This is a genomic window from Bacillus sp. A015 (assembly GCF_053851875.1).
On record NZ_JBSPZB010000011.1, the window covers coordinates 46363 to 66220 of the forward strand.

Annotated in this window: 21 protein-coding genes and 1 pseudogene; 9 read left to right on the forward strand and 13 right to left on the reverse strand. The window is 41.6% G+C overall.

Going from position 1 to position 19858, the window contains the following annotated elements; genetic code table 11:
- Positions 1 to 54 precede the first annotated feature (54 nt).
- The gene (locus ACSLGF_RS11090; protein ID WP_456005332.1) at positions 55 to 894 is read right to left on the reverse strand and encodes a M56 family metallopeptidase; all 840 of its coding nucleotides are present in this window, start codon (positions 892 to 894) and stop codon (positions 55 to 57) included.
- Positions 887 to 1309, reverse strand: a complete 423-nt coding sequence (locus ACSLGF_RS11095; protein ID WP_456005334.1) for a BlaI/MecI/CopY family transcriptional regulator — start codon at positions 1307 to 1309, stop codon at positions 887 to 889. Before ACSLGF_RS11095 ends, ACSLGF_RS11090 begins: the two co-directional genes overlap by 8 nt.
- A gap of 266 nt (positions 1310 to 1575) precedes the next feature.
- On the opposite strand from ACSLGF_RS11095, the gene ACSLGF_RS11100 reads away from it, so the two are divergent.
- Entirely contained in the window at positions 1576 to 2721 is a 1146-nt protein-coding gene (locus tag ACSLGF_RS11100; protein ID WP_456005466.1) for an AbrB family transcriptional regulator, read from the forward strand.
- A 35-nt stretch (positions 2722 to 2756) separates the two neighbouring features.
- Here ACSLGF_RS11100 and lepB read toward each other — a convergent pair whose 3' ends face one another.
- Both lepB and ACSLGF_RS11110 read right to left on the reverse strand, forming a co-directional pair.
- Complete coding sequence (gene lepB, locus ACSLGF_RS11105) at positions 2757 to 3269, reverse strand: signal peptidase I (protein ID WP_230030944.1); 513 nt, start codon at positions 3267 to 3269, stop codon at positions 2757 to 2759.
- Positions 3269 to 3886, reverse strand: a complete 618-nt coding sequence (locus tag ACSLGF_RS11110) for a TVP38/TMEM64 family protein (protein ID WP_099728132.1) — start codon at positions 3884 to 3886, stop codon at positions 3269 to 3271. Before ACSLGF_RS11110 ends, lepB begins: the two co-directional genes overlap by 1 nt.
- 161 nt (positions 3887 to 4047) lie before the next feature.
- Between ACSLGF_RS11110 and ACSLGF_RS11115 the strand changes: the two genes are divergently transcribed.
- A complete protein-coding gene (locus ACSLGF_RS11115) occupies positions 4048 to 4410 on the forward strand; it encodes a hypothetical protein (RefSeq protein ID WP_456005336.1) in 363 nt (120 codons plus the stop codon).
- A gap of 131 nt (positions 4411 to 4541) precedes the next feature.
- Positions 4542 to 4931, forward strand: a complete 390-nt coding sequence (locus tag ACSLGF_RS11120; RefSeq protein ID WP_456005338.1) for an enoyl-CoA hydratase — start codon at positions 4542 to 4544, stop codon at positions 4929 to 4931.
- Positions 4932 to 4969: 38 nt separating this feature from the next.
- Here ACSLGF_RS11120 and ACSLGF_RS11125 read toward each other — a convergent pair whose 3' ends face one another.
- Entirely contained in the window at positions 4970 to 5245 is a 276-nt protein-coding gene (locus ACSLGF_RS11125) for a barstar family protein (protein ID WP_456005340.1), read from the reverse strand.
- A gap of 65 nt (positions 5246 to 5310) precedes the next feature.
- A complete protein-coding gene (locus ACSLGF_RS11130) occupies positions 5311 to 6480 on the reverse strand; it encodes an MFS transporter (protein WP_456005342.1) in 1170 nt (389 codons plus the stop codon).
- 146 nt (positions 6481 to 6626) lie between these two features.
- Here ACSLGF_RS11130 and pdxR point away from each other — a divergent pair, with 146 nt between their 5' ends.
- Positions 6627 to 8066, forward strand: coding sequence for a MocR-like pyridoxine biosynthesis transcription factor PdxR (gene pdxR / locus ACSLGF_RS11135; RefSeq protein ID WP_456005345.1), 1440 nt, complete (start codon positions 6627 to 6629; stop codon positions 8064 to 8066).
- A gap of 201 nt (positions 8067 to 8267) precedes the next feature.
- Here the strand turns inward: pdxR and ACSLGF_RS11140 are convergent, their stop codons facing one another.
- The 6 genes from ACSLGF_RS11140 to ACSLGF_RS11165 form a co-directional block, all read right to left on the reverse strand.
- On the reverse strand, positions 8268 to 8747 hold the full coding sequence (locus ACSLGF_RS11140; RefSeq protein WP_456005347.1) for a hypothetical protein: 480 nt from the start codon (positions 8745 to 8747) through the stop codon (positions 8268 to 8270).
- A 299-nt stretch (positions 8748 to 9046) separates the two neighbouring features.
- Positions 9047 to 9406: a cupin domain-containing protein gene (locus ACSLGF_RS11145; RefSeq protein WP_230030949.1), complete on the reverse strand. Its 360-nt coding sequence runs from the start codon at positions 9404 to 9406 to the stop codon at positions 9047 to 9049.
- 19 nt (positions 9407 to 9425) lie between these two features.
- A complete protein-coding gene (locus tag ACSLGF_RS11150) occupies positions 9426 to 10535 on the reverse strand; it encodes a threonine synthase (RefSeq protein ID WP_456005349.1) in 1110 nt (369 codons plus the stop codon).
- A gap of 27 nt (positions 10536 to 10562) precedes the next feature.
- Positions 10563 to 11234 carry a helix-turn-helix transcriptional regulator gene (locus ACSLGF_RS11155; RefSeq protein ID WP_456005351.1) on the reverse strand — a complete coding sequence of 224 codons (672 nt, stop codon included), beginning with the start codon at positions 11232 to 11234 and terminating at the stop codon, positions 10563 to 10565.
- Positions 11235 to 11264: 30 nt separating this feature from the next.
- Complete coding sequence (locus tag ACSLGF_RS11160) at positions 11265 to 12371, reverse strand: D-TA family PLP-dependent enzyme (protein WP_456005354.1); 1107 nt, start codon at positions 12369 to 12371, stop codon at positions 11265 to 11267.
- Positions 12372 to 12540: 169 nt separating this feature from the next.
- On the reverse strand, positions 12541 to 13119 hold the full coding sequence (locus tag ACSLGF_RS11165) for a competence protein ComK (protein ID WP_456005356.1): 579 nt from the start codon (positions 13117 to 13119) through the stop codon (positions 12541 to 12543).
- 289 nt (positions 13120 to 13408) lie between these two features.
- On the opposite strand from ACSLGF_RS11165, the gene ACSLGF_RS11170 reads away from it, so the two are divergent.
- Positions 13409 to 13639, forward strand: a complete 231-nt coding sequence (locus ACSLGF_RS11170; RefSeq protein ID WP_456005359.1) for an IDEAL domain-containing protein — start codon at positions 13409 to 13411, stop codon at positions 13637 to 13639.
- A 62-nt stretch (positions 13640 to 13701) separates the two neighbouring features.
- Here ACSLGF_RS11170 and ACSLGF_RS11175 read toward each other — a convergent pair whose 3' ends face one another.
- Complete coding sequence (locus ACSLGF_RS11175) at positions 13702 to 14562, reverse strand: SDR family oxidoreductase (RefSeq protein ID WP_456005362.1); 861 nt, start codon at positions 14560 to 14562, stop codon at positions 13702 to 13704.
- Positions 14563 to 14703: 141 nt separating this feature from the next.
- Between ACSLGF_RS11175 and ACSLGF_RS11180 the strand changes: the two genes are divergently transcribed.
- The 4 genes and pseudogenes from ACSLGF_RS11180 to ACSLGF_RS11195 all read left to right on the forward strand — a co-directional run bounded on the left by ACSLGF_RS11180 (position 14704) and on the right by ACSLGF_RS11195 (position 19802).
- Positions 14704 to 16236, forward strand: a complete 1533-nt coding sequence (locus ACSLGF_RS11180; protein ID WP_456005364.1) for an FAD-dependent oxidoreductase — start codon at positions 14704 to 14706, stop codon at positions 16234 to 16236.
- A 25-nt stretch (positions 16237 to 16261) separates the two neighbouring features.
- Positions 16262 to 17623, forward strand: coding sequence for a globin-coupled sensor protein (locus tag ACSLGF_RS11185; RefSeq protein ID WP_456005469.1), 1362 nt, complete (start codon positions 16262 to 16264; stop codon positions 17621 to 17623).
- A 61-nt stretch (positions 17624 to 17684) separates the two neighbouring features.
- Positions 17685 to 18269 (forward strand): annotated as a pseudogene (locus ACSLGF_RS11190) (histidine phosphatase family protein).
- Between the two features lie 387 nt (positions 18270 to 18656).
- The gene (locus ACSLGF_RS11195; protein WP_456005366.1) at positions 18657 to 19802 is read left to right on the forward strand and encodes a serine alkaline protease SapB; all 1146 of its coding nucleotides are present in this window, start codon (positions 18657 to 18659) and stop codon (positions 19800 to 19802) included.
- Positions 19803 to 19858: the final 56 nt, after the last annotated feature.

Consider the following 19858-nt stretch of genomic DNA (forward strand, 5'->3'; position numbering starts at 1 on the left):
AGTGATTTCCTCCTGTTTTTACACTACATAATGTAATGTGAATAAGTAAAAAAATTAGTAATTTAGGTTGAGCATAATCATTAAGACCACCATGAGGATGGCTGATGTCACGATTGGAATGAGCGGTACATTGAAAGGAATATTGTATGTTGGGTTTAAGATCTTTTGTATTCTTAAATTTAACGCCCGATCTCCAAAGGACACCGCAAACTTCGTTTGTTTTTGAAACTGGGTTCTCTTTTTAATGAGTTTCAAGAGGGCCTGCCCCACTCCAAGCTCCGTGCCTGTCTGCCGAATAGCATAGTCATCTGCAATCACTTCACGAAAAACGGAGTAACTTTGTCTCATATGCTTTAACACTGGAATGTACCAAATCACCTTTGTGAGCATTGAAAAAGCGAAAGCCTTTAAAGGGTCATAGCTGTATTTGTGATGTAATTCATGATGAACAACAGCATCAATCTCCCCTTCATCAAGCATGTCCATAAGTGCCGTTGATAAGTAAACCTTTGGATGAAGCATCCCCATTGCAAAAGCAAGTGGTTCATGACAATGAAAAACAATGATGTCGTTTGCATATTTCTCTGATAGAAAATCGGTCGTTTCCTGATCGACTGCCATCATTATATTTCCTTTGAATTGGAGGTACTTTCTGATTTGCTTCGTCATATAGAAAACCGCAAATCCCAATGTGTAGAGAACTAAAGCATCCAGAAAATATTTTAAAGGAGTGAATCCGTAGAATTCGAGAACAGACTGGCATACATGGATCAGGTTATATGCTTGATTCCACCCGAAAAAGCTTGAGAGCACATAATACCCCATCTGATAAAAAATCGTTGAACCAATCAATATACCGCCTAAAAACAGCAGACTCGACTTCATTTTATTCATTTTGCTGCTCCTCTTTTTTTGATGCAAGCCTTGCTTCAAGTACTTTGAGTAATTCAGGATCAGCACTTTCAATCGCATCCATCATATGATTCACTGCCAGTGGACCGAAATCGTCCATCAGCCCTTGCGTAATCCACTTTGTTTGCTCATTTAGAAATTCTTCTTTTGTTAAAATGGGATTATAAATAGATGAACGCCCTTTTGTTTTCTTTTCCACAATTCCTTTTTCGGTTAAGCGATTCAGCACAGTCATCACCGTGTTGAAATTAATCGGCTTCTCATCTGACAGCTTCTGCTGTACTTCTTTAATCGGCATATCCTCGCCTTGATAAAGGATCTCCATAATCCTTCCCTCTAAAGGACCAAAAAAACGATTCAATCCCTTTTCGTTATATTTAAAAGAAGGAATTTTCATGTAATCACCTCACACTATGCATTGTAGTGTAATTAAAAATGATAGTCAACTGATAACAAATTTTTTTTACTTTTGGTAAACATGATATCTTCATTTATATAAATCCGATATTTTTACATGAAGATACATGGAGCATATTAACGATAAGATAATCTTATGAAAATGGTGAAAAAATTCGTATTTTATTTATAGAGATTTTTGTATTATAGTGAATATAACAACATTTCACTTACTGAATAAACATATAGGAAGAAGGTTTACATGTGATGAAACAAGGAAACAGCCTTCGAACCGATCTGATTCTGATCGCGATAAGCGGTTTAGGTGGATTTCTTTTGTCTTTAACAGGAATGTCTATTGGCTGGATGGTCGGTACGTTAATCACAGCTGCATTTATTGCCATGCGCCGCCCCACCCTGTTTCAGCGTAAAGGAAACAACACCTTACGTATTCACAGCAGATGGCTACTCCTTGGTCAATTCATTCTCGGAATCGAACTTGGACAGAAAATGAACATGAAAGTCCTTCACATTTTCGCTGACAATTGGCTCCCTGTGAGTTTCATGCTCGTCTTTTCTATTCTACTAGCGATGCTCTCCGGCTTTCTCTTATGGAAGCTGAGCAAAACAGATATGCTGACCAGCTTTGTCGGAACTGCACCAGGCGGTCTATCCGCAATGCCAGGGATTGCCCAAGAAGTTGGAGCAAACACAGCTGTTGTGAGTCTCGTACAAACGATACGTGTATTAATGGTTGTACTCACCATCCCATTTACGGTGTTCTATTTAAATACAAAAAACCAATCTGCTGCGGCTATAACAGCACAAGGCAGCGCCTTCTCATCAGGCGTTTTCACGCTGTCAAACATCTCTTGGACCGCCGCGCTCATTTTAGGGGCGTGGCTCATGTCACGCCTAGCGGTTCGGCTTCACTTTCCTGCCCCTTGGCTGATCGGCAGCATGTTAGGGGTCGCAGCTCTTCAAGTAGGTGCAGGTGCGCTCACAGGTCATGATTTGATTCCTTATTGGCCAGCACAAGCGAATATTGCTTCACAGGTATTTCTAGGTGCAACCATCGGTTCAAAAATGAATAAGCAGATGTTTGTTGGGCTAAAAAACACCTTCATTGTGGCCGTCGTCAGTTCAGCCGGGCTGATTGCTGCGACTGTGCTCAGTTCAATTGCCATTGCAGAAATCACAGGTATTTCTGTCATTACAGCCATTCTTGCTTTTTCGCCTGGGGGTATTGCAGAAATGGCGACAACAGCTGTCACCCTTCACGAGGACTCTACCTTTGTTGTGGCTGTACAAGTCGTCAGAATCATTCTTGTGATTGCCATGCTGCCACCGTTTTTTCGATTCTTACACCATTTCTGGGCAAAAAGACAAACTGATTATAAAGCTGCAAAATAAAAAGAGACGCTTTGCATGAGCAGAGCGCCTTTTTTTTATTCATCGTTATTCCTCTTTACACCGACTACTTGGTCCTTTGAGATGGTCCCAAAATGCCGGCTGTCAAAGCTATGTATTCGGTTATCTCCGACCACGAAGTAATGATTTTTTTGTATTTTATCGTGTCCTGTGATGGCTTTCAGCTGAAAATCTCCTGTCAGGACGTTCCCCATTTTATGTTTTTTCTGCTCTTTTAAGTACGGTTCTTTCCACTTTGCACCGTTGACAAATAGCTGATCATCTTCATACTTGATCTTTTCTCCTGGAAGCCCAATGACCCGTTTGATCAAAATTTGATTTTTAGGCCCGTGAAATAAAACGTAATCAAACCGGTTAATTTTCGTGAGTTTTGGCGAGAACTTATTGATTAATAATTCTGTTCCATCTGTAAATGTCGGGTCCATACTAACCCCTTCTACTTTGTACGTGACAAACATGAAATTCTTTACTTGGAACAATAAGACGATGGATGTAATAATCATCAACCATAGTAATGGCTTCTTTTTCATTAAGAGCCTCCTTTGTCCTCACGCTTGCTCATTCGAATATTCAACCTATTTTCTACTCTCTTTCCAACATACCATAATAAAGCGATAACTAGAACCGCAAAAACACTTCTTAACGGATTCTTTACTAAAGCAGAAAGATCATAGCCAATAAAACTAATGATAAAGAGCATGACACACTTACCTGATAAAGCAGCTAATGAAAATTGCCAGATGCTAATTCTTGATAGACCTGCTACTACATTAACGGCAGCAGAAGGTGTGAAAGGAAAGCAGAGTAAAATAAATAACGGACCAAACCCCCGCTTTTCCACCCAAAGCATCAATTTCTTAATGGAAGGGTGTCTGCTGATAAAGTTCAGCATTCTCATCTGCCCAAATTTTCTGATCAGTACAAAGACAAGGATAGACCCTGCGCTTGCACCGATCCATGTCAATAAAAAGCCTTCCCAAAGGCCGAACGCATTTGCATTTGCCACAGCAAACGCAACAAGAGGTAAAAACGGTAGAAATGCTTCTATTAAAGGGAGCAATATGGCGACAATTGGTCCAAAGGCCTTGTAGCTCTCAAAAAATGATGTGATATTTTCATGAGTAAAGATGGAAAGAAATGATGGCAACTTGTTTGACTCCTTCAAGGTTTGTCTACTTTTCATTTTACATGGAAAACATAAAAATATACAAATGAATCCCTCTCCATCCCCCCCCTTGAGATTCTTTGACTCATCCGATATAATAAATGAGAACAAATGTTCTATCATTAAAGAAAGCAGGCATGGACATGACAAGACTATCAAGAATACAGCTTCAAATGATGGAACAGGCCATCTTTCTTCCAATGGTCATCTCCATCCTCAATCGTGATTTGACACACTTAAAAGAACATCAAACATTTAAACTAAATGAACCATATATTCAGCTTGTCACCTCTGCATTACAGGAAGCTCAAAAAGCACTTTATCAGTTGAAGCAGCATTTACGTAAAGAAAAAATGAAGGTACAGCAAATTGAACACGATGAAGGGTTTACGACGTATTTATTTATCATGAATGGCTATGAAGAAAAGCATAAATACTTTAATCCACGTATACGGCATCGTGTAGAGGAACTGCTTACTCGTTATTTTCTCCATCAAGAAAAATAAAAATGGTTATATTTTACAAAATTAAAGGAACCCTTCGATTTTTGGCGAATTGATCAATATACCAAAAATTAGGAGTATTCAAAAAAGATGATCAAAAAATAGCAGCATTCACTTTAGCAGCAGGATTACTTGTGCCAAGCGCAGTTTCTGCAACAGAACCACTACAAACAGGAAAACAGGAACCAGCAGCACCGGCACAATTTACAAGTGTAGCCTACACAACGGTTTCCATCGTTGGAAAACGAGTGAAGTTTGAAGTAAAGGCACTTGAAAATCATTTTAATTCAACTTATTATCAGCGCATCGCTTGGACGAGTAATGATGAAGAACCGAGTGTATTCAATGACAATATTTTATCTGTCATTGTCGCTAAAAAAACCGGTCAGGCTTATCAAGTCACTTCATACGAAACGCTCACTTCAGTGAAGGACAAGATTGAATCAGGTCAAAAAGTGTATGGCTGGGCGCTTGCTTTAAATGGCGTGTGGTACCCAACGATGCCTGCAACCCTCTACTATTAAAAGAAAAAAGCCTGCCGCGGCGGTGAAGTGCACCCCAATTATTGAATGTTCACTTGAAATTGTCCCTTCAGTTCCTCTTCTGCTTCTTGAAATAACTGCCGCAAGCTTTCTGCATAATGGCCAAGCTCCTTTTTGCTTATTTGATAATTCACCCATGTAAGCTCTACAGGAAGACTCAATTCTCCTGTCATACAGTCCCAAAGAGCATCAAGATTTTTCCCGTAATGATCTGGCAGATGCAAGATTGTTTGAAGTTGATGATGAAGCTCCTCTTGTGATCTACACGCCGCACCGTCCAGCCGCACTTTTTTCATATTCATCTTCCCCTCTCTTGCCTTTATTTTAAACGAATTGATCAAAAAAGAGAAAGATGGACATCTCACTTTTGTTTCCGCCTGAAACCTGAGATAAACAGTATGAGACAGGCGGCCAAAACGACCAAGAAAAAGAGGGTTAACACCGTCTGAGTACCGTACATATCAGCAAAGAGACCGACAAAAACACTCGGAATGCCAAGACCTAAGTAAGCAAACAAGTAATATCCTGCAACCGCTCTAGCCGCCTCCCTCTTCCCTCGCTCGACAATCAGCTGAAGACCACCTAAGTAAGTAAATCCATAGCAAGCAGTGCCCGCAAGCATAGTCCCGGCAAGCACAAGGAAGATGGACCCGCCATTTGCGCCGAACAGCAGCAGGCCATATCCGCACGGAAGACAGATAAAACCCACCCGGAGCGCTGCGCTGCTATTCATCTTACGAACAAAGGGCTGCATGAGGACACCTGCCATATTAATAAAAAACAGCGCCGGCCCTACCCATAATTCATATCCATTTAATTTCAGCTGTGCTGGTAAAATAGAAATAACAAGCCCACACACCGACCACGCGATGGCAATCGCCAAGTTCGCCGGCAGCGTCCCTTTTGGAAACCTTGGCATATTCATCACCGGTTTACTCTCATTTCCCTGTACAGGCGGCACAAAAAAGAATACACCAACAATCGTCAGCATTAAAAAGACCAAAACAATCCAATAGCTAAGCGGCGTGAGCGACACACTTTGAAAAGAAAGAAGCGCTGTAAAAAGAGCACCTCCCCCAAATCCAACCGAACTACATAATGCAATAAAGGTTGGTATCCAGCCAGATTTCTCTGGATATAAAGCAATCAAATAGGCCGTGCATGTTCCAACACTTAGACCAAGCCCCACTCCTTGCAGCATCCGGGCAGCAAAGAGCATCTGTATGGAAGAATGCACGATCATCAAAAGGGTGGCACATAACGAAAAGCAAAGCGCGACCAATAAAATTGGTTTGCGTCCAGCCCGGTCAGAAATGCCGCCGAGAAAAAGCAATACTGGAATAAGTCCGAATACATACGCAGCAAATACAAGTGCTGTTGCCGCCTTTCCATACCCTGCTTGATCTGCATACGCCGTATAAAGAGGCACTTGCAAGTTCACAGCGGTCGTAATCATGAAAAGACCAAATAAAACGAAGATAAACGGGATCATGGATCGTTGTCCCGTTTCTTCTTTTAATGCAGGAATCATTTGACTCTCTCCTCTATGTAAATGACATCTGACAACAGTTTACACACCATTTGGCTTTCTTCCCACATCCAAAAATACCTCTATTGACCAGTCCATAATTCCGTGTCATCATCATATGATGACGTGACAAAGAGAGAAGGTGCCTCATGTATATTCATTTAGACCGCTCAAGCTCTACCCCGCTATGGCAGCAAATCGTGACTGGTATCATTCAAAAAATTCATTCACAAAAACTGAATCCTAACGATCAGTTAACGCCGACACGCGTGTTAGCACAGGAGCTAAACGTATCAAGATCAACCGTACAGCTTGCCTATGATGAACTGCTGGCAAGAGGCTATGTCAGCACATCTAGAAGAGGCGGGACAAAGGTTATCTCAAGTGACCAATACGCCGCTTCCACTCCCCATCAAAGTGAGCCGCCCTTTGCACTTCCCGTTAGGCCTCATTTTGACGAGGCTGAAAAACAAATGGAGCACTGGCTCTCGGCCAATCAATTTCATGAGAAGCTCGATATCGACTTTCGCCATCAAGAGCCAGCCATCGACGAACATTTTCAAAACATATGGAAACGCTCACTTATGAAAGCATTACAGCGCTTAGACTTGAAGGATTGGGGCTATTCTTCCCCGCACGGATTATGGGAAGTACGCTCAGAAATACGCCAATATTTATCTGTTGAACGCGGAATCGATGTAGAAGAAGATCAAATGGTGTTAACAGGGGGCACGCAGCAGGCCATTGACTTGATTTCACAAGTCCTGCTCAAAAAAGGCGATACGGTGGCTGTTGAAGATCCAGGTTTTCCTGGGGCAAGGCTTTCGTTTTTACATCGTGAAATGAACATTCACCCCGCACCAGTAGATGAAGAAGGAATGATTGTGAACACACTGCCCGGACGAACCAAGCTGATCGCAGTGACGCCTTCCCATCAGCGTCCAACAGGTGTATGTATGAGTGTAAACAGAAGACAGCAGCTAATACAGTTTGCTGTCAGCCACCAGTCTTATATATTAGAGGATGATTTTGATGGGGATTATCGTTATCATGGCGGGCCGCTTCCTTCCTTATTTTCAGAAGCACCCGATCATGTGTTATACATCTTAAGCTTTTCAAAGGTGCTGGCACCCGGCATACGCCTTGCTGCAATCATCGGCTCCAAAGCTGTCATCAAAGAAATCGCTGCGCTGCAATCACTCATCCAAAGACAGCTGCCGATCATGGAACAAATTACACTTGCTTCATTTTTCAGAGAAGGAGAATTCACGCGATATGTCAGACGAATGAGACAGCTTTATAAAAAAAGGCAGGCGGCCATGATGGAAGCCCTTTTGATACATCAATTCGACAAACACTTCCACTTATATGGAACCGATACTGGCCTTCATGTCTTTTTAGAAGGAGCGCCACACTTTGATGAAAAAGGCAGTATTGCGGCTGCTAAAGCCGCTGGTGTCGGAATTTATCCATTAAGCCCCTATTGTTATGAAAGCAATAGAAAGGGATTGCTGCTTGGTTTCGCCTGTACAGATGAAGAAATGATTCAAGAGGGCGTGCGCCGTTTAAAGCAAACACTTCATATCTAAAAAAGCCTGGAAGTGAACTTCCAATCTTCAGCGTGTAGACAAACCCTCGCATTCTTTGTCAGGTCTCCGCGCCGGTGCTCGTCCTTCCTAGACTTCAAAGGTTTTCTATCACGCTGAAAAGAAGACAAAGGGCTAAAATAAACATCATTTTAGCCCTTTGTCAACAATCTGAAAGCCTGGAAGTGAACTTCCAAGCTTTTTTCATGATTGCTGTATGTGACCTACTTCTTCAATAAATGTAGCTATCTGTTGCAAACCATCTTGTAAATGATGGGTAGCGGAAATAAACAGCTTTTCGTGATCAGGATGCTTCAACAGCTGCTCCACCTTATCGATCCCTTTTTCAAATGAAGCAAGGCCTGTCTTTAATTGTTTGTCAGCCTGTTTGTACGCAGCTGGAACTTCTTGATGAGCAAGTCCTTTTTGAATCACACGATCAAATGCTTTCGTCGCTTTTGCCAATTTTTCATTTGCTTGAATCTTTCCATGTCCATCTGAAATGAATTGGTCTGTCATGTTTTCATATGCTTCATTTAACTCATCCATATAACGCTGAACCCATTGTTCATACGCAGCTTCTTTTGTGTCTTGTTTTGAAGGCGACTGACCTGCCTCATGACAGGCTGCTAGTAATGTCACTGTCACGGTGAATAGCAGCATCAAATGCAATCGTTTTTTCATACAGAGCCTCCATTTCTAATTCCCATTCGTTCATATCGGTCAAATATGAGTATCCTTTGCCTCATACGAACACTTTTAAGAAATGATTTCTTTTATTGTAACAGACGGCTCGTGTCACTTCTGTGATTTATGAGCAAATGGATGAAAAGACGTTGAATGATCCACATTTCCCTGTCATTTCATTGACATCCTACCGATACAGTCACTAGACGACTAGAGAGATATATTTGGTTTCAGTGTATGTCATTTTCATGATTTTTTCTAAAAAAAGACCCCTTTCGGCGCCTTTTCGCTTTGCATTAAATCCACACATCATTTTCTGCTGTCAGCTTAGAAGAGGCATCCCCTGTATTGACAACTCCCCGCGGTTCAACCAGCATGACATGACATTCTTCTTTGGCATATGGTTTGTGTTCTTTTCCTTTTGGGATCACGAACATTTCTCCTGCATGCAGTTCGACCTTGCCATCTCTAAACTCAATTCCCATCTGGCCATCAATGACGAGAAACACTTCGTCCGTATCATCATGCTGATGCCAAACGAATTCGCCTTGTATTTTCACTAACTTAAATTGCACATCGTTCATTTCTGCGATGACCTTCGGTGACCAGTGCTCAGTAAATGTTGTGAGTTTGTCTTTTAGATGAATTGATTTCAACCTGTGATCCCCCTTTGATTTAAACTGCTTTTAAACCCGCTCCGCATAGTGGCATCACAATCAGTTCTTGTGCCGCTTTTTCATGCTTCAAATAGGCAGCATAATTGGCAGCTGTTGTCGGTTCAACGTAAAACCCTTTTGCCGCAAGTGCTGTGTGTGCCGCTTTGATTTCTTGCTCGTTTGCTGTCACGATATATCCATTTGTCTGCTTGATAGCGTGAAGGATTTGTGTTGCACGTTCAGGTGCTGCAATTGCAATGCCCTCAGCGATCGTTCCTTTATTTTGAACCGTTACTTTCTCAAGACGCTGCTCATGAAAAGCTTGTGCAAGTGGAGCACAGTTTTCTGCTTGAACCGCGGCGATTTTTGGCAAAACCTCTATGAGACCTTCCGCTAACAGTTCACAGAAACCTTGGTACACACCTAATAAGAGTGTACCATTACCGGCAGGAATGATCAGGGTATCCGGCACGCCTCTAAGCTGTTCCCATATTTCGTAAGCGTACGTTTTTGTTCCCTCATAAAAGTACGGATTAAATACATGACTAGCATAAAACGTACCTTCTTGCTGAACTGCGAGCTGCGCTGCCTTTGCCACATCCTCTCGGGTTCCATCTACCATACGAATATTCGCTTCATGTGCCTTTATTTGAGCGATTTTTTTCGGTGAAGTGCCTGTCCCTAGGAAAATATCACATTCCACCTGAGCACGCTTCGCATAGGCGGCAATAGATGTTCCTGCGTTTCCGCTGCTATCAGCAATGACCTTTTTGACGCCCCACTCTTTCGCCTTTGCGATCAGGACGGCTGCTCCTCGATCTTTAAAAGAAAGCGTAGGCATCATGTAATCGACTTTCACAAATGTATGCGGATCTTCTTGGGATAACGGCACAAGCGGCGTATATCCTTCTCCCATTGTGATCTCTTTCCACACGCTGTTTTCAGAATGAAAAGGCAGTGCGCCCGCATACCTCCACATCCCAGTCCATTCACTTCGAATATGTTCCTTTGAAAATGCTGGTCTCTCCCAGTCTACATTCAATAAACCGCCACACGGACATCTCCAAATATCAGGTGTACTTGGATAGACTGCGTGACATGAAGCACAAACATAGGTTTCTTTTAACATAGCCAGCCCCCTACTGAATTCAAAGCTTTACGATGTTTCCTCTGATTCTTTTATTTTCTTCAATTCGTCTAAATAGCTGTAAACCGTCACCTTTGATATACCTAAACGCTCCGCTACTTTATCCACAGAGCCTTTCATGAGAAAAATACCTTTCTCATCCATAAAACGTATGAGTTCAATTTTTTCTTGCCGTTTTTTTAATGATCCTTTTTGATGAGAAATAATTTGTTCGATGAGACGATCCGCAATTTCATCTACACTTTGCAGTGAATCCTTGTCTTCATTTCGCTGCGTTGCCGGCACCTCTTTTGATAAGCCAGGGACGAGCTCTTCAATCAATTCTTTCACATGACTGACTGCACTCATGTCGTAATTGATACACAGCGCACCAATCACCTGCTCCTTGTCATCACGGAGCAACGTTGTAGACGCTTTGATGGTTCTTCCATCCTCTGTTTTTATTTCATAGCCAGCTAAATAATCTTCGCCAAATTCATCCGACAAGAGGACCTGTTTCACTAGATGATCAAAGGACTGTCCGATCTCTCTCCCTGTTACATGATTGTTGATCGTAAAAATGACAGACGATTGCGGTTGGGTCAGATCATGAATGACCACTTCACAAGAAGGGCCAAACATATGCGCAATCGTTTTAGCGATTGGTATGTAGCGATTGAATTGATTTTTCACTTCTGACATTTCTTTCACTCCATTGTTCTATCAGTTGATTTATTGAAGTTTTCCTTTACAAGCAACCACAAGCTCTTCTACCACTTCACCATCTTGAATGAGGTATGCTTTTTCATGAAGATTGACCACAGGGCAAATGTGATTCGGAATAATTTGTACCTTCTCACCGATCTGGACGCTTTGGCGAAAGCCCTCATGATAGATGATGGCATGCTCGTCAAATACACTTGAAACAAATACATCATCATATTCTTTCACTTTGCCTAATCCTCTTGTTTTGGTCAGCCCTTTTGTACGAGTTTGAGCCGTCAGCCCTTTTGCTCCAACATCTGTAATGACCCGGGACTTTGTCGGTTTACTGATCACCGTCGTCAGCACGGTTGCCGCACAATGTGAAAATGTGCCGAGCACATTGGACTGGGAAGCATCCATCAAGATATACGTGCCTGGTCTGATTTCGGTTACTCCCTTTGGAATATCAAATTGAAATAAGAATGGAGGTGTTGACCCAATGCTCACTACCTCTAGCACCATGCCTGCTTCTTCTGCTATCTGTGCAAACTGAAGCGTTCGATTCACAGCGTCTTCGTATAATGCCTGACAATGTGCTTTACTTTCCGCCTTGTATGTATGTCCGTCATGAGAGAAAATTCCCTTTAAATGAACGAATTCACATGTCTGAATGGCTTGTAAGATTTGACGGAAATCACTCTCTTCAATGACACCAGACCTTTCTTCTCCAACCTCTATCTCAATTAAAACCTCAGCTTTTTTCTCTGCTTTGCGAAAGACATCTTCAATTTGATGAACAAGCTCTACACAATCAATACCGAAGGAAACATGTATCGACTCTGCCAGCTTTCGAATTCGCTTTAGTTTTGTCTCGCCTACAATTTGATTTGCGATAAAAATATCTGTCAGCCCATGAGATGCCATCACTTCAGCTTCTCCTACTTTCGCCACGGTCATGCCAGATGCGCCCATCTCCTCCTGCACCTTGGCAAGCCTAGGCGTTTTATGTGTTTTCGTGTGAGGACGCAGTTTTACTTGCTGACCATCAGCATATTGCTGCATAACGGCTATATTCTCCATCATCACCCGTTTATCAATTAATAGCGCCGGCGTATCCAGTTCATCATAAGTCATCATCATATCCCCTTTCACTGCCACTAGATATATAAAATTTTATACGATATAGTTAAATTATATAATTTTTTATATAAATATCAATTGTTTTTTCTACGAGGAAGAAATGACGATGTGCTAAGCTCGCGTAGGTTGAGGAGTCCAGCGGCTGTCTGCCGCTGGTTTTTGGTTAATATCTGTTACGAAGTTCTCTTAAAATAAAATCGTATACAAGATTGAGCTGTTGTTCCTTTGGATAGAGCATAAATTCTTGTTTTTTAGGAAGACCTCCATCAAGACGATCTTGAAATTTCGTTCGGAGATACGCTGTCCGGTGTACCTGACTCTCAAATGATTTATATGAGACATCTAGTTTGACCGTTTGCCCATTTGTAAACGTGACCATCGTGTCCCCGAGGGATGATTCTTGGAAGGTATGAATGTATTTGTGGGAGATCCAGCCGCACTGAGGACGATTGGATGAATAGGTTGGGAAGAAATACAGATGATTGGATGAGTCAATCACGATCGGAGGCTTGTGTGAAATTCCTGTTACTTCGTATGTTCCCGCCTTTCTGCCTGCATAGCTTGAGCCGAAGAATCTGCAGCTGCGCTCAATGATTTGCAGCGGCTTTAATTCGACGTAAAAGCTTGTCTCTCTTTCTATGACTTTTGAATATACTCTTTTTCCTTCTTCAATCGGAAGGACCGCCATCGTTGTTTGATTAATGACATATGAATCTAAAGGTGTTTCGCTAATTCCTGACACTTCATTTCCTCCTGTGTTAATTTTTGGTTATTTTAGATACTATTAATCTATCACCAACGTATAAGAAACGACAGGATTTTTTCAAAATTTATTTAAAATCATCTTTTTATCATATTTTTTAGTACATTCGATCTATCTAAAAGTCATTTTTAAAGGTATATCATATCCTGTCGATTGGATAAGAGGTGTCGATTTTGCTCAAAAATAAATTGTCTAAAAATTATAAATTCTTGTTGATTTTTTCTTTGCCAATCCATATACTATAAAAAAGGCATCGGGGGGATTCTTTATGAAAGAGAAAAAAACGTACGCTGAGCTCATGAAGTCCCGCAACACCCAAAAAACCGAAGAAAACGGCGTCACCATTTTAGACATCTATATTCAAATGGTTTTAGATGAGGCGCTTTATAAACAGCGCTTAACCTTCCTTAGAGAAGAGATTGATAGGGCACTGGATCAGCGTGATGAAAAGCGATTCAATGACCTGTCAGCTCAATATGCAGAACACTGCTTACATTAATCATGATGATTTTACTTGCGGCAGAGAGACAGCAACTCGTCTCTTTACCGCAAGTTTTTTGTTTACCCATTTAAAATGGTTCCGCCATTCACATGCAGGATTTGTCCATTCATGTAAGACGAGTCTTCGCTCGCTAAAAATAAATAACTTGGCGCAAGCTCTACTGGCTCACCAGGCCGTTCCATTGGGACATCTCCACCAAATTCAGAGACTTCCTTTTCCGTAAAAGTTGATGGAATCAGCGGCGTCCAAATGGGCCCCGGAGCGACCCCATTCACTCGAATCCCTTGTTTAATGAGCGATAAGGATAATGATCTGGTAAATGTCACAACCGCCCCTTTCGTCGATGAATAATCGATTAAGGTTTCATGCCCTTTATAGGCTGTGACGGAGGTTGTATTAATGATACTGCTTCCTTTCTTTAAATGAGGGAGCACAGCCTTTGTTAAATAAAACATGGCAAAAATATTCGTTTGAAATGTCCGAAGAAGCTGATGCGAGGTAATCTGTTCAATGCTTTTTTGCGGATGCTGTTCTCCTGCATTGTTTACCAAAATATCAATGGAACCGAAGGCATCTTTTGTTTTTTTAACGACCTCATTTGAAAAAGCCTCATCCCCTAAGTCACCTGCAATTAAGATGACGCGGCCTCCCGCCTTTTCAATATAGTCCTTCGTTTCCTCTGCATCACGATGTTCACTCAAGTAAACAATGGCTACATTGGCTCCTTCCTTTGCAAATAAGACAGAGACTGCTCTTCCGATCCCGCTATCTCCACCTGTCACAATGGCCGTTTTCCCCGCTAACTTTTTATTCTGCACCTCTCGATCAAAAATAGGTCTAGGGTTCATTTTATATTCAAGACCCGGACGTTCATTCTGATGCTGAGGCGGCAATGTTTTCTTCGGCTGCTTTGTTGACACGTCAGTCCACTCCTTCCTTTTATCTTGTTTATTTTTATGTGTTGGCTATTTTTTTATGTATGTCATGCTTGTTTCCTTTCAGATGTATGATTTTCTGCATTGTGGAAAAATTATACACAACAAGTAACTGGAGGCGACAACATGGAACAAGAACATAAAGGAATGAAGCAGGCAAAATCGTTATGGTTAGCGGAGAGTCAGAAGCATTCTTTTCCTTCTGTAAGTGAGGATCTCACAGCAGATGTGATTATTGTAGGTGGCGGTATCACCGGTATCGCTACTGCGTTTGAAATGACAGAACGCGGGCTGGATGTCATCATCATTGATGCCGATCAATTACTGCAAGGCACGACCGGACACACGACAGCTAAAATCACCTCACAGCACGATGTGTACTATCATGAGCTGATTCAGCAAATTGGCATGCCAAAAGCCCATTTGTATGTAGAAGCAAATGAGAAAGCAAAAGATCTCATTCAAGCACGTGTTAAAGAGCACGAAATCGATTGTCAGCTAGAGGTAAAAGATGCTTACCTTTATACAAAGGAAGAAAGCGGCATAAAAAAGTTAAAAAAGGAATTAGATGCCTACAAACAGCTAGGCATTGACCGAGAATGGAAAACAGAGCTTCCTTTTGACACTGACATAAAAGCTGCCCTTGCGATGACGCAGCAGGCACAGTTTCATCCCCTTCATTATCTAAATGCACTGATCGACCAGCTCATTGAGCGAGGTGTGCGTATTTTTGAACAGACAACCGCAGTCGATGTTAAAGAAGGGAAACGGCCTGCTGTCGTCACAAAAAGTGGGCATCATCTGATAGGCCGCTATATCATTACCTGTTCACACTTTCCTTTTTATGATGGCAAAGGACTTTATTTCACTCGAATTCATCCCGAGCAATCTTATGTAGTAGCAGCCAAAACAACCAAGCCGCTTCCAGACGGCATGTACTTAGGAATCGACCAGCCCGCTCACTCTTTAAGAACGGCAGAACTTCACGGTGAAGAAGTGGTTCTCATCGGAGGAGAAGGCCATAAAACCGGACAAGGCGGTGATGAATCCGCACACTATGAAGCACTAGAAAAGTTCGGAAACGATACACTTGGAATTGAGGAGGTTCTTTATCGCTGGTCGACGCACGATATGGTCACTATGGATCAAATCCCTTACATTGGCCACCTGACCAAGCATCATCCGAATATCTTTGTTGCTACCGGCTTTAGAAAATGGGGCATGACCACAAGCCATGTCGCAGCGACTCTTATCGGTGATTTAATTGAGGAGAAATCGAATCCCTACGAATCGATCTTTACACCATCAAGACTTGTTTCTGACTCATTTATCAAAGATTTTATGAAAGAGAATACCAATGTCGCTGCCAAGCTGATCAGCGGGAAATTAAAACGAACTGATCAAACCATTGATGATTTAAAACCAGGCGAAGGCGGCATTGTATCTTATGAACATAAGAAATGCGGTGCCTTTAAATCAGAGGATGGGGATGTCTTTCTTGTCGATACAACATGTACTCACCTAGGCTGTGAAGTCGCTTGGAATAATAGTGACCGCACCTGGGATTGCCCTTGTCATGGTTCACGTTTTTCAATTACTGGAGAAGTAGTAGAAGGCCCAGCAAAGAAACCACTAAAAAGGTCATATAAAGAACAGTAAAATTTCACTGTTTTCCCTTTAAAAAATCCAATATTATCCGATAAAAAACATAAAGTCTGATATTTGTGATGATTATAGGGGGACAAAAACATTGTTATTTAAAAAAGATACTAAAAGAAAAAACACTGCTTTTTTCACACAGCAGGATGATGGGATAAAAAGAATCAACTTTTCGGAGAATACGGACATTGCCAAGCAAATTAAAATGATTGATTTGACGCAGCAAGACCTTTTTATATTGAAACAGCTGAATCCAATCGTTCAAGATGATATTGCACATATCGTTGATAAATTTTATAAAAATTTAGAAGTAGAGTCTTCCTTGATGCATATTATTCAAGATAATAGTTCTGTCGAACGTTTGAAAAAAACACTCCGCATTCATATTAGCGAAATGTTTGCAGGTGTGATTGACGATGCCTACGTGGCAAAAAGAATTAAAATTGCACAAGTTCATTTACGGATTGGCCTCCAGCCTAAATGGTATATGGCGGCATTCCAAGACCTTTTGCTTTCAATTATGGATTTATTTGCACAGCATATCCAAGATTTCAAAGAATATCAAACGGCAGTCAAAGCGACGACGAAAATTTTAAATTTAGAGCAGCAGCTTGTCCTAGATACGTTCCAAAATGAATATTCTAAAATTCGTGATGAAGCGGAAGAACAACAGCAAGAGCTTCATATAAAAATTACAGAAACCTCAAATTCGCTTGCTTCTCTCTTCTCCAACACAACAAGTGCAGTGGACAAGCTTGTATCAAAATCTGATGAGATGGCGGATATGTCACAGGCTGGAACGAAAATATCAGCACAGGTCGAGGAAAAATCAATCGGCGGTAAAAAAGAATTAGAAATTCAGCAAACACAAATGAATCAAATTGATGGCAGCATGACAAAGATTGAAACAGAAATTAAACGCTTAGAAGAAATCGCAAAACAAATTGAACAAATTTTTGGGATCGTCACAGGCATAGCAGAGCAAACGAATTTGTTATCTTTAAATGCCTCAATCGAATCTGCACGTGCAGGTGAACATGGAAAAGGGTTCGCTGTCGTCGCAAACGAGGTTCGCAAATTATCAGAGGACACAAAGAAAACGGTCTCAACTGTTTCAGAGCTTGTCAACAACACCAATTCACAAATCGCCATTGTGTCACAGCATATTGCGGACGTGAATTTACTTGTGACAGACAGTAAAGAAAAAATGACTCAAATCAATTCTCTTTTCGATGATATCGTGAGCAGCATGAACTTAAGTAAAAACCAAAACGGAAAAATTGAAATAGATCTCCAAACATTCCTAAACGAGCTGAAGGAAGTCAAACAAACGGTTTCCCAAGTGGCCAGCTCAGTCGAATCCTTAACGAGTCTGACAAATCGCTAATCCAGTCATTTTTCTTCTGCTTTAGTATAATAGAAGAAAAGCTAGAAAAGGCGGGATTCGATTGACAACAATTTGCCTAGTCAGACACGGGGAAACAGATTAGAATGCAGCGAAACGAATTCAAGGGCGAACAAATATCCCTTTAAACGACACAGGTAAATGGCAGGCTGAACAAACTGGACTTTACTTAAAGGATGTCCATTGGGATGTTGTCATTTCCAGTCCATTATCAAGGGCAAAAGAAACAGCTCATTTGATTTTAAAACATGTACATGCACCTCTCGTCATCATGGACGATTTCATTGAACGTGATTACGGTGACGCTGAAGGCATGTCGATGGAGGAGCGCCAGAAGCTGTTTCCAGATAAGCAGTATCCAAATATGGAACCACTTGAGACGATTCAAGATCGAATGTTAGAAGGGGTTGAAAAGGTCAGAGCAGCCTATCCAGATCAACATGTCCTGATCGTGGCGCACGGTGCTGCCATCCACGCCCTACTCACCGCTTTAGCTGACGAACATATGGGTCTTCAGAACACGAGACTTGTCAATGCTTGCTTAAATTATGTGGAATGGAAAGATGGTAAATGGAAGGTTCGTGATTACAACGTGGTCAGCCATTTAACTCAATCTTCTCCCTCTTAAAGAACCTGTGATCTTAGCAGGTTCTTTTTTATGACAGAAACAATGATAAAATAATATTTTTTTATATCGAAATTCGAAATAGATGCTAGCCTTTTCTACCTATTTAATGGCCTTTCGGGTATCGAATGTTTGTCCCGAAATTGATCATGAGAAAAAAAGCACACTTCCTTTTTAATAGGAAAACGCAGAAAAACTAAAATAAACATAATTCACCACCTATCACAAGTGACTTAATTCCCTAATTTCCGCTAGGACTTTCACAAAAATTCAGGTCTACTCTTATTTGCCTATCTCTATTAAACTGAAAATACAGAATAATCAAACGTTTCATTCTTATAGACTACGGATGATTATTCTGAAATAAGAAAAAAGGGATGTGGAATGTGCGTGAAAAAGAAAAATGTGATGACAAGTGTTTTATTGGCTGTCCCTCTTCTGTTTTCATCAGGGTTTGGAGGCTCGATGGCAAATGCCGAGACTGCCTCAAAGTCAGAAAGTGAAAAAAGCTATATCGTTGGCTTTAAAGCTTCTGCCACCACAAACAGCTCTAAGAAACAAGCGGTGACTCAAAATGGTGGAAAACTAGAAAAGCAATATCGGCTCATTAATGCTGCACAAGTGAAGATGTCCAAACAAGCCGCAAAAAAACTTGAGCATGACCCTAGCATTGCTTATGTAGAAGAAGACCACAAAGCAGAAGCATATGCACAAACCGTCCCTTATGGTATCCCTCAAATCAAAGCTCCAGCTGTACACGCTCAAGGTTATAAAGGTGCTAACGTCAAAGTAGCTGTCCTTGATACTGGTATCCACGCTGCACACCCTGACTTAAATGTTGCAGGCGGTGCTAGCTTCGTCCCTTCAGAGCCAAATGCCACCCAAGATTTTCAATCACACGGAACTCACGTAGCCGGAACCATTGCTGCTCTTGATAACACAATTGGTGTTCTTGGTGTCGCTCCAAGTGCCTCCTTGTTTGCTGTTAAAGTGTTAGACCGTTACGGCGATGGACAATACAGCTGGATTATTAGCGGTATTGAATGGGCTGTTGCCAATAACATGGATGTCATCAATATGAGCTTAGGCGGACCAAGCGGTTCAACAGCGCTGAAAAATGCTGTTGATACAGCAAACAACCGCGGAATCGTTGTTGTTGCTGCTGCAGGTAATTCAGGTTCTTCTGGCTCTTCAAGCACTGTTGGCTATCCAGCAAAATATGATTCTACGATTGCCGTTGCCAATGTGAACAGCAGCAATGTAAGAAACTCCTCTTCTAGCGCAGGACCTGAATTAGATGTTTCCGCACCTGGTACATCCATTTTAAGTACAGTACCAAGCAGTGGATACACCTCTTATACTGGAACGTCTATGGCTTCTCCTCATGTAGCAGGAGCAGCAGCGCTTATTCTTTCTAAGAACCCGAATCTATCAAATTCACAGGTTCGCCAGCGCTTAGAAAACACGGCAACACCGCTTGGTAACTCCTTCTATTACGGAAAAGGGTTAATTAACGTTCAAGCGGCTTCTAACTAAACAAGTGTGCAAATAAAATCCGGCTGACCCAGCCGGATTTTATTTCAGCGTGTAGA

Bases quoted from the DNA above. Each gene is read 5' to 3' on its own strand.
- ACSLGF_RS11090 (WP_456005332.1), bottom strand. From the start codon at position 894: ATGAATAAAATGAAGTCGAGTCTGCTGTTTTTAGGCGGTATATTGATT.
- ACSLGF_RS11095 (WP_456005334.1), bottom strand. From the start codon at position 1,309: ATGAAAATTCCTTCTTTTAAATATAACGAAAAGGGATTGAATCGTTTT.
- ACSLGF_RS11100 (WP_456005466.1), top strand. From the start codon at position 1,576: ATGAAACAAGGAAACAGCCTTCGAACCGATCTGATTCTGATCGCGATA.
- lepB (WP_230030944.1), bottom strand. From the start codon at position 3,269: ATGAAAAAGAAGCCATTACTATGGTTGATGATTATTACATCCATCGTC.
- ACSLGF_RS11115 (WP_456005336.1), top strand. From the start codon at position 4,048: ATGACAAGACTATCAAGAATACAGCTTCAAATGATGGAACAGGCCATC.
- ACSLGF_RS11125 (WP_456005340.1), bottom strand. From the start codon at position 5,245: ATGAAAAAAGTGCGGCTGGACGGTGCGGCGTGTAGATCACAAGAGGAG.
- ACSLGF_RS11130 (WP_456005342.1), bottom strand. From the start codon at position 6,480: ATGATTCCTGCATTAAAAGAAGAAACGGGACAACGATCCATGATCCCG.
- pdxR (WP_456005345.1), top strand. From the start codon at position 6,627: ATGTATATTCATTTAGACCGCTCAAGCTCTACCCCGCTATGGCAGCAA.
- ACSLGF_RS11140 (WP_456005347.1), bottom strand. From the start codon at position 8,747: ATGAAAAAACGATTGCATTTGATGCTGCTATTCACCGTGACAGTGACA.
- ACSLGF_RS11150 (WP_456005349.1), bottom strand. From the start codon at position 10,535: ATGTTAAAAGAAACCTATGTTTGTGCTTCATGTCACGCAGTCTATCCA.
- ACSLGF_RS11155 (WP_456005351.1), bottom strand. From the start codon at position 11,234: ATGTCAGAAGTGAAAAATCAATTCAATCGCTACATACCAATCGCTAAA.
- ACSLGF_RS11160 (WP_456005354.1), bottom strand. From the start codon at position 12,371: ATGACTTATGATGAACTGGATACGCCGGCGCTATTAATTGATAAACGG.
- ACSLGF_RS11170 (WP_456005359.1), top strand. From the start codon at position 13,409: ATGAAAGAGAAAAAAACGTACGCTGAGCTCATGAAGTCCCGCAACACC.
- ACSLGF_RS11180 (WP_456005364.1), top strand. From the start codon at position 14,704: ATGGAACAAGAACATAAAGGAATGAAGCAGGCAAAATCGTTATGGTTA.